Source organism: uncultured Draconibacterium sp., from assembly GCF_913063105.1.
Classification (GTDB): Bacteria; Bacteroidota; Bacteroidia; order Bacteroidales; family Prolixibacteraceae; genus Draconibacterium.
In genome coordinates, this window is record NZ_CAJXYQ010000004.1 from 68,937 (window position 1) to 84,310 (window position 15,374).

At 39.3% G+C, this 15,374-nt stretch carries 6 protein-coding genes; all 6 read right to left on the minus strand.

Annotation, left to right across the window (positions count from 1 at the left end; all coding sequences use genetic code 11):
* Positions 1–73: 73 nt before the first annotated feature.
* The 6 genes from QZ574_RS05035 to QZ574_RS05060 are packed head-to-tail and all read right to left on the minus strand — an operon-like array spanning position 74 to position 15,370.
* Positions 74–1,387, minus strand: a complete 1,314-nt coding sequence (locus tag QZ574_RS05035; RefSeq protein WP_297087440.1) for an ATP-binding protein — start codon at positions 1,385–1,387, stop codon at positions 74–76.
* A gap of 14 nt (positions 1,388–1,401) precedes the next feature.
* Positions 1,402–3,531: a DUF4157 domain-containing protein gene (locus QZ574_RS05040; RefSeq protein ID WP_297087443.1), complete on the minus strand. Its 2,130-nt coding sequence runs from the start codon at positions 3,529–3,531 to the stop codon at positions 1,402–1,404.
* 4 nt (positions 3,532–3,535) lie between these two features.
* Entirely contained in the window at positions 3,536–5,065 is a 1,530-nt protein-coding gene (locus QZ574_RS05045; protein WP_297087445.1) for a contractile injection system tape measure protein, read from the minus strand.
* A gap of 2 nt (positions 5,066–5,067) precedes the next feature.
* The gene (locus tag QZ574_RS05050) at positions 5,068–9,288 is read right to left on the minus strand and encodes a PKD domain-containing protein (RefSeq protein ID WP_297087447.1); all 4,221 of its coding nucleotides are present in this window, start codon (positions 9,286–9,288) and stop codon (positions 5,068–5,070) included.
* Positions 9,289–9,299: 11 nt separating this feature from the next.
* The gene (locus QZ574_RS05055) at positions 9,300–12,056 is read right to left on the minus strand and encodes a hypothetical protein (protein ID WP_297087449.1); all 2,757 of its coding nucleotides are present in this window, start codon (positions 12,054–12,056) and stop codon (positions 9,300–9,302) included.
* A complete protein-coding gene (locus tag QZ574_RS05060) occupies positions 12,044–15,370 on the minus strand; it encodes a baseplate J/gp47 family protein (protein ID WP_297087451.1) in 3,327 nt (1,108 codons plus the stop codon). Before QZ574_RS05060 ends, QZ574_RS05055 begins: the two co-directional genes overlap by 13 nt.
* Positions 15,371–15,374: the final 4 nt, after the last annotated feature.

The following is a 15,374-nucleotide window of genomic DNA, read 5'->3' on the forward strand; positions in this document are numbered from 1 at the left end:
TCAGGATTCAGAAGAACGAGATGCCCGCGAAGAACATTACAAATTGAGTTGACTCATCGCATATAAGCTGTTCCTATTTTTGTAAAATTTTACCTTCTTTTTTGTATTCTTTTCTAATGCTCAGTAAAAGGTCTTCCTTTTCAAGTCGTTTATTTTTCTTTTTAATGGTAAGCAAACCGGCATACTGAACAATGTTTACAATATTTGCACCGGTAAGTTCAAAATTTGTAGCCAGCTCTTCAGGAGAGATATTGCTCTGTAAAAACTTTTTCGCAGGCAAATAAAGTTCCCACAATTTTTGACGCTCCTCCACTCCGGGCAATTCAAACTCAACAAATGCATTAAATCGTCGGGTAAAGGCGCTGTCGATATTTCCTTTCATGTTTGAAGCCAAAATAACCAAGCCCTTATAACTTTCCACCCTTTGCAACAAATAAGATACTTCCTGATTGGCGTATTTATCGTGTGCATCGCGCACATTCGTGCGCTTTCCAAACAACGAGTCGGCCTCATCAAAAAACAAAATCCAGTTTTTATTTTCTGCCTTGTTAAACAATCCCGATAAATTTTTTTCCGTTTCGCCGATATATTTTGAAATCACCATCGACAAATCAACACGATATACATCGCGCCCGGTGTATTTACCCAACAAACATGCAGTAAGTGTTTTACCTGTGCCTGACGGACCATAAAACAGAACCTGGTAACCGGGTTTTATTTTATCCTGCAGGTTCCATTTTTCCAGCAGTTGTTCGTTATAGTTTAACCAGGTTTCAAGTTCATAAACCTCGTTCAGTGTTTTAGCTTTTAATACCAGGTTTTGCCAGGTAAAATTTGTAAAAATGCGCTGCGCCGGAAAATCGCTCCCCAACTTTGGGCGCGATATTTTTCCCGAGATAAACAAATCAATGTATTCGTCATCGAGGATTAACTTACCACTCATTTTTGGTTCACCTGGTGGAACTGGCTCTAAATACAATATATTTTTTTGGGCGAAAAGATGCTCCTCATCAAACAGACCAGCTATCTCCAGCCTTTTATCAATATCGTGCCCGGCTAAAATGTACAGAGCTGTTTCTCCTGTTGGTAGTAGTCCACGATGATTTTTCCCTTTTACACCGCCAAACTCAGGAAAATCGCCGCCATTGGGAAGGTATTCAGCGATAATATTATTAAAAAATTCTGGAGAAATATGAGGAACAAGCGCAATTAAAAGTACAACTATTTCCGACTGATTTAATTTATATTCCTCTATGTATTTTCCCAAAACAGAATCGTCAAGACCAACCGTCTCAAACTTTACAGGATTTACAGGAGTTCCTTTTATTTCATGATTGAGTCGATTTTTTATAAAATCTTGCAACCTGGACAGAACAAGTTTTTTCATTATTCAGCAAATTATTAGGAGCTTTGGTTTTCCAGAAAAGTTACATTTGAAAAATAACGTCGAAAAATATTCCATGGCAAAACTCTGGTAGGCAGGTTTCCTCCACCTAATGATTCACCATGCGGATTACGCAGGGTAATGGTATCATCATTAATATCCATAACGGTATAAGCATGCAAAGGGACAATTTCATTGAGTCGGGTAAATTGATTTGGTTCAAACCTTCCTGTTCCCGCAGTTACTGGTTGATTTGACCGGAATGCAGCTCTAACTCTTGTAATTAATTGTTCATTAGTCAAACTACTTAGATTCAGCTCTTCCGCTTCCTGCCCCAGTAAGGTTTCCAATGCATTCTCTTCAAAACCTCCTTCAATTTCATCGTAACTACCTTTTAACTTTGCATAGGCTTTCTCAAACAAACGAACCCAAAGTTCGGTTCCCTGTGCATTCGTATCTCCAGCATTTGCATATGTTAGATCACCTCTGCCATTATCTCGCTGAGGGAAAGTAGCTGTAACATTAACAACTTGCTGTCGGAAATTATCACCATTTCTTACGTATAATATTACATTATAAGAACCATCAGATTGTTGTGATATCCTATTTCTCAATGCGTCCGGATTGCTTCTGGCAATTGCAGCAAGTGAAGCAAGAAAATAACAGTCGCCAATGGCACCTTGTGTAATATCATCAGGAGAATATTCGTCGGTATCATCGCGGTCGTCGCCGATTGTTGCAATTGGTCCGGTTTGAGTTGCACCATAGCTTGATGTTGAATCGTTTGCCTGAATAGCAGGATCGGTGCCACTCAACATGGAATTAAAACGTTGTAAATAATCGCCGGATAAATCATCGCGAACAACTCCCACAAAAGTTGAATGCGTTCTCAGTTCAGACAGCTGTGCAGGCGACATGGAAAGCATCGTAGTATAAATCAAACTTTCATCCGTTCCTGTTCCAACAGTGGCCGTCCATAAAGAGTTTATGTAGGCGGGATAAGCAGACTCAGCCCCATATCGGAAAAGTAATTGAGTTTTTGCATAATCATGTCCCGACATTTCATTTCTTAATGTTCGTTGTACCCATGTTGATTGTTTCAATAAAGCCCTGTTTGAAGAACTTCGAATTGCATCGTACACCAACTCCTCATTTGTTCCGGCTCCGTCTGTTGCTTCCCATATAGTTAAAATTCCTGGTGGAAAATTTGTTTCCGGCCCATACTTTAGTAACAACCTGGCTTTAAACAAATCGTATCCCGATAATTCAGAACTTAAAATTCCCTGGATTCGTTCTCTTAAAAGATTTCTTTCACTACAGTCTCTAATAGCGCTAAAAATACCCTCTTCATCCGTTCCCCATCCGCTTGCCGCATCGGCAACTTGCTGATATGCTTCATCTGCGGTCGATCGCTGAACTAATGTTTGTGAAGTGCTGGCCCCTTGTTGTAAAGTATGAGTTAACTCGTGGGCAATTAGTTTTTGGCCACTTTCAGAATGAGGTTGATATTGTCCGGTATTAAAATAAATATCATTGCCCGAAGTAAACGCCCGTGCCCCCAAATCTTTATTCAATTGAATAGCACGACTGTCAGTATGTATTTTTACATTGCTAAAATCAGCCCCGAATCCACTCTCCATTTCCGCCTGAACAGTTGTGTTTAACTCACTTCCTGCGCCTCTGCTCTGCTTTAATAATTGTTCCGTTGTAAGTTGCCTGCCACCGGTATTATTTTCCCGCTTTGTTTGTAGCGATTCCTCCTCTTCGTTATTTACAGATTGTTGCTGAATTTCAAACCGGGGCTGTACTTCTTCCTCCTCAGACTCCCGTTGTAAATTCAACATATCCAATTTGGTTTGTGCTTCTTCCTCCTCTTCATCTTGCTTCTGTATCAGCGGAGTTATCGATTCTGAGTGCAATTTTTTTTGAGTTACTGAATTTTCAGCAGGACTAAAAAATGGCTGAGAAGTGTATCTTTCATTTATTACCTGATCGGCAACACGATCGGCCTCTTTTTCGTATTTATCATTAGATTCACCAACATTTAACTTTGCCTGCCCGGTAAAAAAGCCTGATTCAGTTTTTTTTGAAAAGAAGAACCGACTGCTCTTTCCTGGATTTTCCGGTTTATTTACTTTTGTTTTCATAAGCTTACCATTCAACAAATATCAATTCCTTTTTCCATGGAAGTTTTACAATGGAAATGTTCCAAGGTAATTTCTCCAGTAATACATCCTGAACTTTACGTTCAACCGTGAGTTTATAATTTTGATCGTGCGTTGTTAACTTTCCCTGCCGGTGTACAAACAGCTGTCGCAAACCATTTGCCGAGGTGTTCTTAAGTGCTTTCCAGTTTTTTACCACGGCAAGCAACAATAAATCGGCTTCTTGTTTTTCCTCTTTCGACAAAAGGCTTTTTGCACTAAGAGGCTGGTTTAATGGCACGTTGCACAAGAATTTTTCGAAAATCATATCGGCTTCAAAAAAATTCACCTTACCAGTTGCGCAATAATGCAGAGCCTGCACAGCGTGCATTTTATATTTTTCCTGAATGGAATTGTCGGGATTCAACCAACCATTATGTTCAAAAAAAGTTTTAATAAATGGATGAAAAAGGATCATACCGGCATTATCCACCAAACCACTGCAATTACTGGCTTCTTCAACCTCTGATCCTTTTTCTGATTCAAAGTTTACAAACGCTTCCCCTTTAATGGTTGGATTATTTTCAGGAAGCTTACTATCCATTTTAGCCCATTTTTCAATACTATTGTGTTGACCTGGCTCCAATTTCGAAATACGCTGTTCTATTTTGTCTGAAAAAAGCAGGTTTATCAATCGTTTCGGAACAATTTCTGTCATTTGTTTTTTTAGCCCAACCACATCTTCCGAAATCTCATCTATGCCCAATGGGTTATGTTGAATTAAAATGGCCAAACACCGGAACCATAATTCCTCACCCACCTCGTGGCGAAACAACTGTAAAACAAATGCTTCTAAAAACAACTGGCTGGAATTTTCAGGGACTTTTTTTAGAAAATTGCTGAGCTTTGTTGAAGACTTAATTAATCCGAAAGATTTTAAAGTGTGTATGACCAACTCCGCGCTAAATTGTAGTACAAATCTTCGTGTAGCAATTTTATTCTGCTGAAAAGTTGACAAAAGTTTTTCTCTAAACTTATCCGATTTAATTACAATTTTCCAATTTTCCTTACTGCCAAGGGTTTCAATCTGATTGCGTCGGGCATGCCAGGGCAGATTTCCTGTTAATAAAAAATATAAAAAAACTTCCTGCTCATCCGCATCCGGATCAATCCATTTTCCTTCGTTACTTCTTTCATTTTTAGTGATGAAGCTTTCGGTTTGACCTTCGACATTAGCCATTTCCTGCTCAAAGTTTTTAGCATTTCTCAACTGCAATAACTTATTTTCCAGCTGCGATTCAATGGCTTGCCGGATACTTTCAAGGTCAGTTGCTGTTTCAGCATGCACAGCAAGTTTCAGTTTCTCAAAACGGAAGGTCTGACCTAAATCGTATCTCTCAAACAGTCGTTCAACTGAGGGCAATACATCATCCTGAAAAAAACTACCGGAGTTGTTTTTTACCCAGTTGGCTTCCTGTTCTGAAGATGTTTCCACCTCGACAAACACCCGATTGATTATGTGCCTGTTAGCTATCAATATTAAATTAGTTTTTTATCGTAAAGTAGCTTCACATGAGTTAATAAAATTGCGGTTTTTTCCACTCTTTGCGCATAAGATTTCATGTACGACTTTGTGGCATCACTCAACACAAATTCGGACTTTTGTAGTAGCTGTAACAACTCTACTATTTGTTTTAACAGCGGAGCAATAACGGGTTCGTATTTTTTTAAGACTTCAACCGACTGGCATCCCAACACATTGTAAAACAATCGCAATTGATACTCAACAAGCTGAAGAAATTGTACGGCAATTTCTTTTTGCTGCTGCATCTCAACCACCATCATAGCGGTATCGTTTAACAGAATGGTAAAAAAGGTTGTTAAACGCTCGTTTTCTTTTCCGGCCAGCCAGGCATCAACCGTATTTAAAACTCCCTGGTTATACAGCCGTGTTCCTCCGTAAATCCGTTGTGTTGCCACCAGGTATTTTGCAACAATACTGCCACCTTCCAGGGTAATTTTCTGTAGTAATCGCTGATCTGTTAAAATTGTGGCTTTTGCTTCCTCAACACAAGTGGCTTCTGCGGGTTCTTCAATGTATTTGGTTTGGAAAGTTGTACGTGATGAAGCAGGTGGACAAATATCAGCACCATAGGCGGTTAAAGCAAGCTTCCAATCGGTAGGGCTGTTTGGTGTAAGCTCAATAATGACCGGTTCGGTAGTGCTTTGCTTTTTAATGGTTCCGTTAATGCTCCATTCAAACTGCGAGGCGTTAGTGGACAAGTTATTTAACACAAGGTTGTTCTTTTCCTGAAGCGGTTTAAACGACGCTTTAGGTGCTTTATGTATTGTGACCTTGCAACCTGAGTTCTGTCCGTTCACCAAAAACTCAATGGTTCCTCCTGCCGAAGCTGCGGGAATAAAAACAAAGGCTCCGTTGGCATCACGTTCAACACCATCGCCCTGTATTTCTACTTTAGCATTTTCGGGTATTACTGTAAAAGGATAGGCCTGTTTATCGTTCTCGCAGAAATTAACCGGAGTAATTTCAATTGTTGGTTGAGTTTCAATAAACGTGATGTAATGTTTTACTGTTGACTTACAAACTTTATTGGCAGCAGTCACACTTAAGGTTACCGTTACTTTGTTTTTGTCGTTAACGGGCAGGCTGTATTTATGAGTAGGGCTTTTTTCAGTTGAATAGTTTCCATCTCCAAAATCCCAGTAAAAACTTGCGCCTTCCAAATCACCTCTCGGAACAAAAGTATGAACGGCTAAAGCCGTAGGCTCTTCGGGCACGTCAAAATCAGCTTCAATTCCGCGGTAAACAGTAAGTTCTGCATCGGTAAGCTGACCGTTAACTGTAAATTTTAAAGGCCTCGCAATCATCTCTTCCGGGAAGCTTTCGGAAGAAACAAATAGCTTTTTGCCTTCAATTTGAATACCGGGAACCACAGGGCTAAGCTGCACTATCCCATCAACCGGTGAAACATCCAGAATTATGGGATCCTTATCGGATTGTAAACAATAATTATCGTCGCTAAGCCGCAGTTTTACCGGTGGTTTTTGTATAATGTAGTTTATCGGTGCACAATCAGAACAACACTGATAAGGCAAGGCAAAATCGGCCACCACCGTATTATTTGGCACTTTGGATACCGGTATAAATTTTTCGAGCGTTTCAATACGCTCAAGATTCGTCCTGTAATTCTCGTATTTTAACATTCCAGTGGTAGCTTTCAACAACGAAGTTCTATCGTTAAACGACAATTTCTCGATGTTTAGAATATCACTGGCAACTGTTTTTTTAAGCATTGCTGAAAAGTCTGCTTTCGTATCTACAGCGCTTACTTTATCAACAAGTGAAACGTTATCTGTTTTTTCGGCGTTCTTGTACACAATTACAAAAGTACCTCCGGGTTCCACTCCTGCTTTATGCTCCAATCCGGGATGTTGTTCTATAAATTTTGACAATTGCTTTTGCAGCAGTATTTGCTCCTTGCGCTTGTTTACCTCGGCAAGTAATACTTCCAATTTTTTTCCGGAACAGCAAACAGCCGACAACTGATTGATTAACAAACCGGTAAAAGCGCGCAACTGTGTTGACAATTGCGTTGAGTTATAACTGGCTTTTAACTTTTGAACCAGCTTGCACAGTTGCGATAATGAAAGCTTATAATCAGTTAATTTATCCGTATCTACTTCGTTAATCGCTAAAGGCATACGCTGCGAAAGCACATAACTACCGGCCATTAATTCCACCGATTTGTTTACCACAAATTCTTTTAATTCAGGATCTGCATTCCAGGCATCGGTATTTACTTTTTCCTGCAAAGCATTACCGGCAGTGGCTACAATATCGTTTACCGACCCTCCAATGTTGGCCTCAATGGCCACTTTCATAGCTTCGCCTATGGTATTTTCGGCAGTTACCAGGTTATCGGTTACGGCACTGGCCCTATTTTTTGTTTTCAGCGAATAGACCAATGCTCGATTATAAACCGAATAATCTGCCTCGCTTATCTTTTCTTTTAACAACTCGGTGCGCGAGGTAAGTGTTGCGCCTATCATTGCATCTTTTTTTAACGACAGTTCCGGTTCTTTGATATTTGTTCCTGGAACCTCGGTACTAAACCCTGAAAAGAAATCGCTTACCTGAGCCAAAACACAATCCTGCTCTGCCCGCCATGCTTTTAACATTACAGCTAAATCTTCAAATTCGCAGGAATAATCTTCCAAATCGATGTTGCTGGTGTTTATATTTACCGACAGGGCTTTCACATCAAAACCAAGCCCATATTTCAATTTTAGTTCCTCCAATTCCTCTAATACATCGCGATAATCTTTTCCCTGGTGGCCTTCAATACGCAGAAAATCGTGTTGCGAACTTGTATATGCCAATGGTTCTGTTATATGTGAAAGCTTAGAATATGTTGTTGCATGATAGCTAAGATTCTCCTCCTCTGAAAAGTTGCTTGTTTGCTCATAATTCCATGCTTTTAAAAATGCCCTGTCAACTTTATAATAGAAAGGAATACTTTGTTTACCAGGCACATTTTTTTGTGACGGTGTAATTTTTAGTTCTCCTTTTGCAGGGCTGTAATTTGTAATAAGCAACAACAGGCGTGCATACAAGCTTTTGGCTTTTTCCATTTCGGTAGCCCATACACCCAATGCGGACGATGGATAAAAACGATGTCTGAAGTTTTTGAGATCTGTATTAACCTCGGATAGCTTGCCAAGTAATAAATGTTTTGGAAAGGCCTCAATATCAGGAATACATACTTCATTTAATTTTAACAGGCAAGTTTTTAGTTCGTTATAATTATCAGTTAAGTCCTTTAGAAAATCGTAACGGTACTGAATATCAAAAGGAACCAGATACGGACTAAATGCAAAATGAGATTTCAGCTGCGCAATTAACTGACTAATTTTTACGCTTCCACTATCCAAAATTGCACCAAAACTATTTTGAATTTTAGTTATTCCAATGCAAAGATTATCAACGAGCCCGTCGCTTTTAACCGCATCGTAATAGGCGCGTTTCAATTCGTCGTATTTAGTTGAATTAACTTCGTTTAGCACCACTTTTCGTACTGCCAGGGCTGGCAAATCGAGATAAGCTTTTGTGTTGTTGTGCCCGGCATAAATTGAATCGTTATTGGCCAGGTACTGTGCATCGTTTTCGTTCAGTAATAAAACGCGTAAACGGTTTACTTGCTCAATTCCCTGGCTATCGCAATCAATGGCCGTGCATAAATCACCTTTTACAGGATACGATTCAAGGTAAAGCAGAACAACCATCTCTTTTAAATTACTAAAACTGCTGAGTTGAGTGCTGCCTTCAACAGCTGTTGGAAACAGCTCGTACAAATCGATCGTTTTTGAAGATAGTCTGGAAGTACCAATCAATCTTTTAAATGGATCGTAACTGGCAGAATCGTCGTTAAATTTCCGAAAATAGGCAAAGGGCAGTGCGGTAGTTGCCAATTGCATTTTCAAGGATTCCTTGCGACTGGTTTTGAGAGTTATGAGATCACCATCGGTTGTTACCCCAACACCCGGTGCTATATAAATTTTACCGCTTTTAAAAGCAAGTTTGAAACCACAGGCTATACCAACGCCACTCAGCAAAATACGTGAGAGCCTGTCCTGGACATCAAAATAATTAATAAACTCGTTTAACTGCTCGTTGGTTAAAACCTGGTTTTCAACAAAAGTGTGATACTTGGTGGTAATCTCGTTTAATTTTGCTTCCATTTTATCCGTATTTAAAGGTTTCCGATATTTGTACGGCCTAAAACAATTCTTCCGCCTGTTTTATCTTCTTCTTCATCGCAATCAATCAGCCTTCCGGCCGGATAAATTGTTGTTAATTCACTTATTACTTTTATAATTTCGTTAAGGCTCAGTTTATCTTGTGCCTGGTTTAAGTTTGTTTTTTTAAGCAAGAATGTTTTCCAGGCGTTTTCCAACTTCAAAATATCATTATCTTCCTCTTTTACTTTGTCTTTCCGGTTACCAATCCAACAAATACGTGCAAGCACATGGGCCGGTAGTTCGCGCCGAATTTGTTCTTCCATAAAGTTTCTGAAATCGACATTGGCAAACCGGTAGGTCCAACCTGGCAGCACCACGGTTACGCGGTACGAATATGGATCGATAGGCATACAGTCTTCATCTTTTTTGAAACAAATTGGCATAAACTGCTTTGTTAAACCTTGCAGGCTGGTTACGTCGGGCCTGAGCAGAATATGTTCGATAATAAACATACCCTCTTCAGCAAAATCCTTACTTAAAAATCGTTGAATATCAAGCATGGCTTCTTTTAAATCCGGGGGCGAGTTGTAGTAAATAAATTGCCGGGCAATAATTCTATCGGTACTCTCGGGGTCAGCATTCAGGTTAATAATATTAAATGAGTATTTTCCCTGGTCGGACAATTGTACTTCAAAATTTCCAATTACCAACTGGTCAGTCAGCTCTTTTTCAAAACCTGCAATTATTTCTTCCGGAGTTGTTTCAAGAATTTTAACTACCGCTTGGTAAAGTTCTTCCTCGGCATAGCGGGGTGCCGGGTAATCTTCGGTAGCCGACAGAATATGAATGCCATTTTGATTATTAATATGCCAACGGAATACATCTTTACCATCGGCATTGGTCAATTCATAAATCTCAACATAGGATTCTGACAAGTTTCTTCTGGAAAAATCTTTAATTCCGCATAAGCGAGCCACTCTTTTTTGCAAGCCCGAAACATTGTGGGTATCCCATAAATGTTCGGGTAACTGGTGGTAGTAATTAAAAGCACTTCCGCGCCAGTTACTAATTCCTTTGTTCAAAATCTGGTTGCCATTTGCTTTTTCGCCATATTCCAATAAAAATTTTTGTTTAGCGTTTACCACAGCGCTGTCGGCATAACTGCCATAAAGTTGTTTCATTAAAAAAGCATAATCGGTAAATTTTTCGGCAAAACGCCCAAGCAGATGATCGAGAATTTGATTTTTACGGTTGATATTATCATCAAGCCCAGCTAAAATCTTTCTTGTCAATTCTTCGTCGTTTGCAGGGTAATCATTTACCAGGTCTGAGAAATCAAGAACATCGGTAACTACCTGAGTGAAATAGGTAGTTGCCAGGTTATTATCAACTGCTAACAAATTCTTTACCTGATTCAAGTGAGCAAAATAGCTTGCCAATACCTGGTCGAAAAATAAAAGGTAGCCCTGCAGCTGTTTTGCCTGTGCCTTTCGTTTAACCGTTGCTTGCGAAGTAAGTCCAGGTTCACCAATTCCGTATACCTCCGGAAAATGGTTCTGGATACTTGTTGTTTGTTTTACATCGGTAAAAGTTCCGGTTGGTATTTTTAAATGTCTATCTGCTTTTGCGGCCTGATTCGCTTCAAGCTTAGCGGCACGAATTTCCTGACGGAATTTTCTTACCAAAAGGCTGTTTACATTCAGTGGCAACACACCTTTTTTATAGCTAAAAGCGCTATCAGCGCAAAGTTTTGGCTTTTTGCCCTGCTCAACACAAATCAACCATTCATTATTTTCATCTGACGCATTTTTGCAATCTTTTATACTAATTTCATGAATTACTTTTACACCGTCAATGGCCATAATCACTTGCATAATATCAGATAGCCGTACCTGTTCGCGCAACTTTGCATTTTCCAGTTCCACGGTATCAATAAATCCGTTTTGCAATAGCGGCCCTTCAAAAATTTGCTCAGTACCGTAGCCTTTTTTCAGCATTTGCTTTAAGGAATAATAGGTAATATCCGGCGAAAAATAATTGTCTATGGCTTCAAGCACCCGGGCATGCACCATTTCTTCGTTAGCATCAGGCTCAACCTCAATGTTTGCACAAACCGCTATGGCATGGGTTTGCACTTCTTCAATTTTTACCAGGTCCTCACAAAGGTTTCGGTTGCGATGATAAATCGCAAAAATTTCATTTTTTATGCGTTCAATTTCACCCTTTTTATCACCTGGGGTAGGAAATTTATCCTCATCCGGTTCATCAAAATCAACAATAAGTTTATAGAGTCCATTCAACAAAAAGCTGGTTTTATCATCCGCGTCAATGGCATCAAAATCACCTTCATCATACGAAAGTTGTTTGTGTTTTAAATTGGCAAAAACGGTTTTATTAAAAGGCTGCAACCAACAGTTTTTAACACCGTCAATATCGATAAAATGTTTACGATAATCGGCTTCTGTCACCGGTTTGGAAGGTAATATTTCAGTGGCATCAAAAAACTGTTCTTTAAACGAAGTAGTTTGATCTGCCGGGGCAAGCAAGGTCTCAAGCGGCATTGATATTCGGGCACCAAGGTCGGTAATGGCGTAGCAAAGCAACTCTAAAATTGTAATTCCGGGGTCGTGCGAATTATAATCTGTCCAGATATTTCCGGACAGTTGTTCAATATATTCTTGTCCTCGTTGGCGCAACCAATGATAATCCAAATCATTTTCGGTTGATACGTTTTTTGGAATGGTAATATGCTTGTCTATTTCTGACATGTTTCGGCAGGTTTAATTGTTAGATTACTACAGGTATCTTCGGCAGTATCAACCTGGTGCTCTTTTGACGAGACCAGAATGGACAACGGGTATGCAGGCACTACATTAACAACTTCCTTTTCAGGCAAATCATCCATCTTTTGCCACAATTTAAGGTGAGTTACAAAATCAATATATGATAGATTTTCAATGAAATTAACCACTATACTTTTGTGCAAGGTTTGCCCAAAACGCAATTCGCCGCCCGAATCGAATGCCCAGGGTGAAAGCAAAGCAGTAAGATCGTTTTTCAGTTTGTTTTTATAAAAACTTTCATCAAAACCTTCATTAAATTTCACTTTTACGTCTATTCTAACTTCTTCGTAATTGGGATTTACAACCTGCACATTAACCAAGGGTGCACTAAGTTGAGTAATATACTGTCGAATTTCGTTAAGCAACGCTCTGCTTACGCGTGGTTGATAAATATCAAACACATTTCTGTTTACGATATCAGGCACTACCACCAGGCATACGTTACCCGGCTTCAGGTATTTAACTAACTGAACTCCATTTTCTACTCCGGTGTAAGTATGGCTTAAACACTTTACTTTATGAATTTGAGGAAATTGTTGTAGTACCAGGTGCTCGTAATCCCAAATGGTAATGGCTCTGTTTTTGTGCCTAAGCCGCTCGCTCACCCGTTGGTAATAGCCTGCATCAGTTTCGTGGGCTTTACCTCCAAACGAGTTAAATGGCTGATTTACTGATTTAACACGGGCATTACGTTTAATTAATTTTGAAATTGTACCGGCTTCCAATCCATTTTGTAAATGCGACAACTTGTTGTTATTATCCGTAAAAGCAGCTTCGCAAGCCTGGGCATAAACTCCAATTACCTTTGCAACAGCATTATACGATTTATGAATTCGAGCTCTAATCCAGCTAAACCCTACGGGTAAAAGAGTGTTTTTTTCGCTCGTTTCATTTGGCAAAATAAATTTTAAGATACCCGATTTAAGCAAATTATCGGTGTTGTTGCTTATAATATTGTTTGTTGATAAAGCTTTCCATTCGTTGTTACTAAGTACCCACCACTCTACCTTTTGATTGCCCTCAAAAGAATCAGCCAGTGGGTCTTCACTTCCTTCCAAAACCTGAAAAAGCAGCGAAACGGTTTGTCCGGCCTTGGCATTTTCAAGACCGATATACATTTCACCTCCCATACACAGAACGGGCATTAGTTGAATTTTCACGGCATCCTCTCGGTTTATAAAATCATTCTTCAACTTTGCCGTTATCGATTCTGTTTTTTGACCAAATGGATATTCATGAAAAAGTGTTATTTCATTTCTGGAGTAATAATTTTTATTTGAAAGTTCGACAACAGTTTTTGCTGATGCACTGTAATCCAGCGTAATAGCTTCAACAAAAGGCGTATAAGGCTCGTTCGGAATGAGCGCATTCTCTTCCTCACTGCTCATTGCCAATGCATAAATGCGGGGGTACATATTATGCCAAAAATGTTCGTTAAGCGAAAGTCTTAAGGGACCTGATTTTAGATAATCAGCTGAAGAATTTTCTACCTCCAGATTAAGGTAAAATAATCCGTCGCTTTGCTTATTAAAAAGCGTAACTCCATCCTTCACGGCCAACCAATCCTCGCGTTCTTTAAGTTCAACCTTACTTGTAAAATACGCATCGTTTTCCACAATCAGGTTTGAGGGATCGGTATTAATTTGCCAGTTAAAAGTAGTATCCGCATTTAACATTAATTGCTCAATGGTTCTATCATCAAGCGTGGTGCGCTTTTTTTCAAGTATTTCTTTGGCTTTGTAGGCGCGAGTTTTAGTCGTAGCTTTTAAAGTCCCATCAAAAACGAGGTATTTTCCAATTCCATTCAGGTAGTCGTTTGCAGAAACCTGGTTAGCAAAATCATTTCGATAAGCATAATACCAGGTTTTAAAGTCATCAGGGGTATTTTTCCATTCGATATTTACTTGAAGTTTTTCCCAGTTTTTTTGATAAACCTCAGGGCAATCAATATAAAACTTCGATTTTTTTACCGGCTGTGTACCAAATGGATAAAAAGGTTTATCGGATAATAAACTACCAATATCGTTTGATAGCTTAAGCTTACGGAATGCGCGCACATAAACACCGACAGAAAATTCGGTTAGCTCAGCAGATAATAATTTGCGGTATAGCCGATGTGCTTCTGAATTTTCGGTTTTTAACAATACTCGGCATACCGGGTTTGTGCCTTCAAAACTTTCGCCATATACTGCGCCATCATAGGCCACAATGGCATTTTCTTCTTTTGGGATGCGAAATGCCAATTTTAGCTGTTTCCTGTCTGTGCTTAATTCTGACGAATAAATTTGAATATCATTAGCATCGGAAATTGTTTCCATTGGTTGAAAAGGGCCAAGCCACCCTTTTTCACCTGACAGAAAAATTTCAATATTGTTTTCAATTTCGTTAAAAACAATAGTACTTTCTAATGCCCGGGCAAAAGTCATGCTTAACTGCACATTACGTTCTCCTTCCTGTAATTCAAAAATGTTTCCGGAAAAGGCAAAACCTATTCTTGCATCGGGCAACTCGGGATATTCCCTCAAATCGGCTTTATTGCTTAATGGTGGTGTTTCGTAATAACCAAAAGGCCACCAGTTTATATCCTCATTTTCGAATTTGGCTCCCTGTCCATCATAAGAATTGGCAACACCGGCTGCTTTTATTTTTTCATTCTCATGGTCGTTGTAAACACTTTTGATGTGTGCTATTTTCACCTGGTTTGCAATAAAATCGGTGGTGGTTTTATAAACGCGCTTGTTTCCGTTGGCGTCCTTTCCTCCATCCAGGAGTGTACCGGGTTTAAGCTGTTCCTCAACAGCATTTTTAGCTAATTCAAAAAGCAAATACACCTTGTCTGGCTCTGCCTTCTTTTTTTGAATTTGAAGAATTTGTTCATAATAAAAATCGAGATGACGCTTTGTAAGTTTATTAAACCTGTTTTTTGTTGTATCTAAAAGTTTTATAAATGCTACAAATAGCGCCAGGTGCGGACTAACAGTCCCTCCGTTATCTGCTGAATTGAGGAATGACCGGATGTCTTTTTCAGCTTTAAAAAACGCCTGCCAATTTCCGTCGGCTGTTTCGTTATTTGTTGAACTAAAATAATTGACATGCTTGGCAAAGTTCCAGGCAAACAACATCCATTGCTTCAATTCAAAATCATTTAGATTAAAGCTATTAGGGGCTAAGGCCTGGTTAAATCGTTTGGATTGTTCCGAGCCTTCGCGTTTTAACAGTATATCTTTTCCGCAGTTCATTATT

Coding starts and splice junctions, on each gene's coding strand:
- QZ574_RS05055 (WP_297087449.1), bottom strand. CDS start 12,056: ATGTCAGAAATAGACAAGCATATTACCATTCCAAAAAACGTATCAACC.
- QZ574_RS05040 (WP_297087443.1), bottom strand. CDS start 3,531: ATGAAAACAAAAGTAAATAAACCGGAAAATCCAGGAAAGAGCAGTCGG.
- QZ574_RS05060 (WP_297087451.1), bottom strand. CDS start 15,370: ATGAACTGCGGAAAAGATATACTGTTAAAACGCGAAGGCTCGGAACAA.
- QZ574_RS05035 (WP_297087440.1), bottom strand. CDS start 1,387: ATGAAAAAACTTGTTCTGTCCAGGTTGCAAGATTTTATAAAAAATCGA.
- QZ574_RS05050 (WP_297087447.1), bottom strand. CDS start 9,288: ATGGAAGCAAAATTAAACGAGATTACCACCAAGTATCACACTTTTGTT.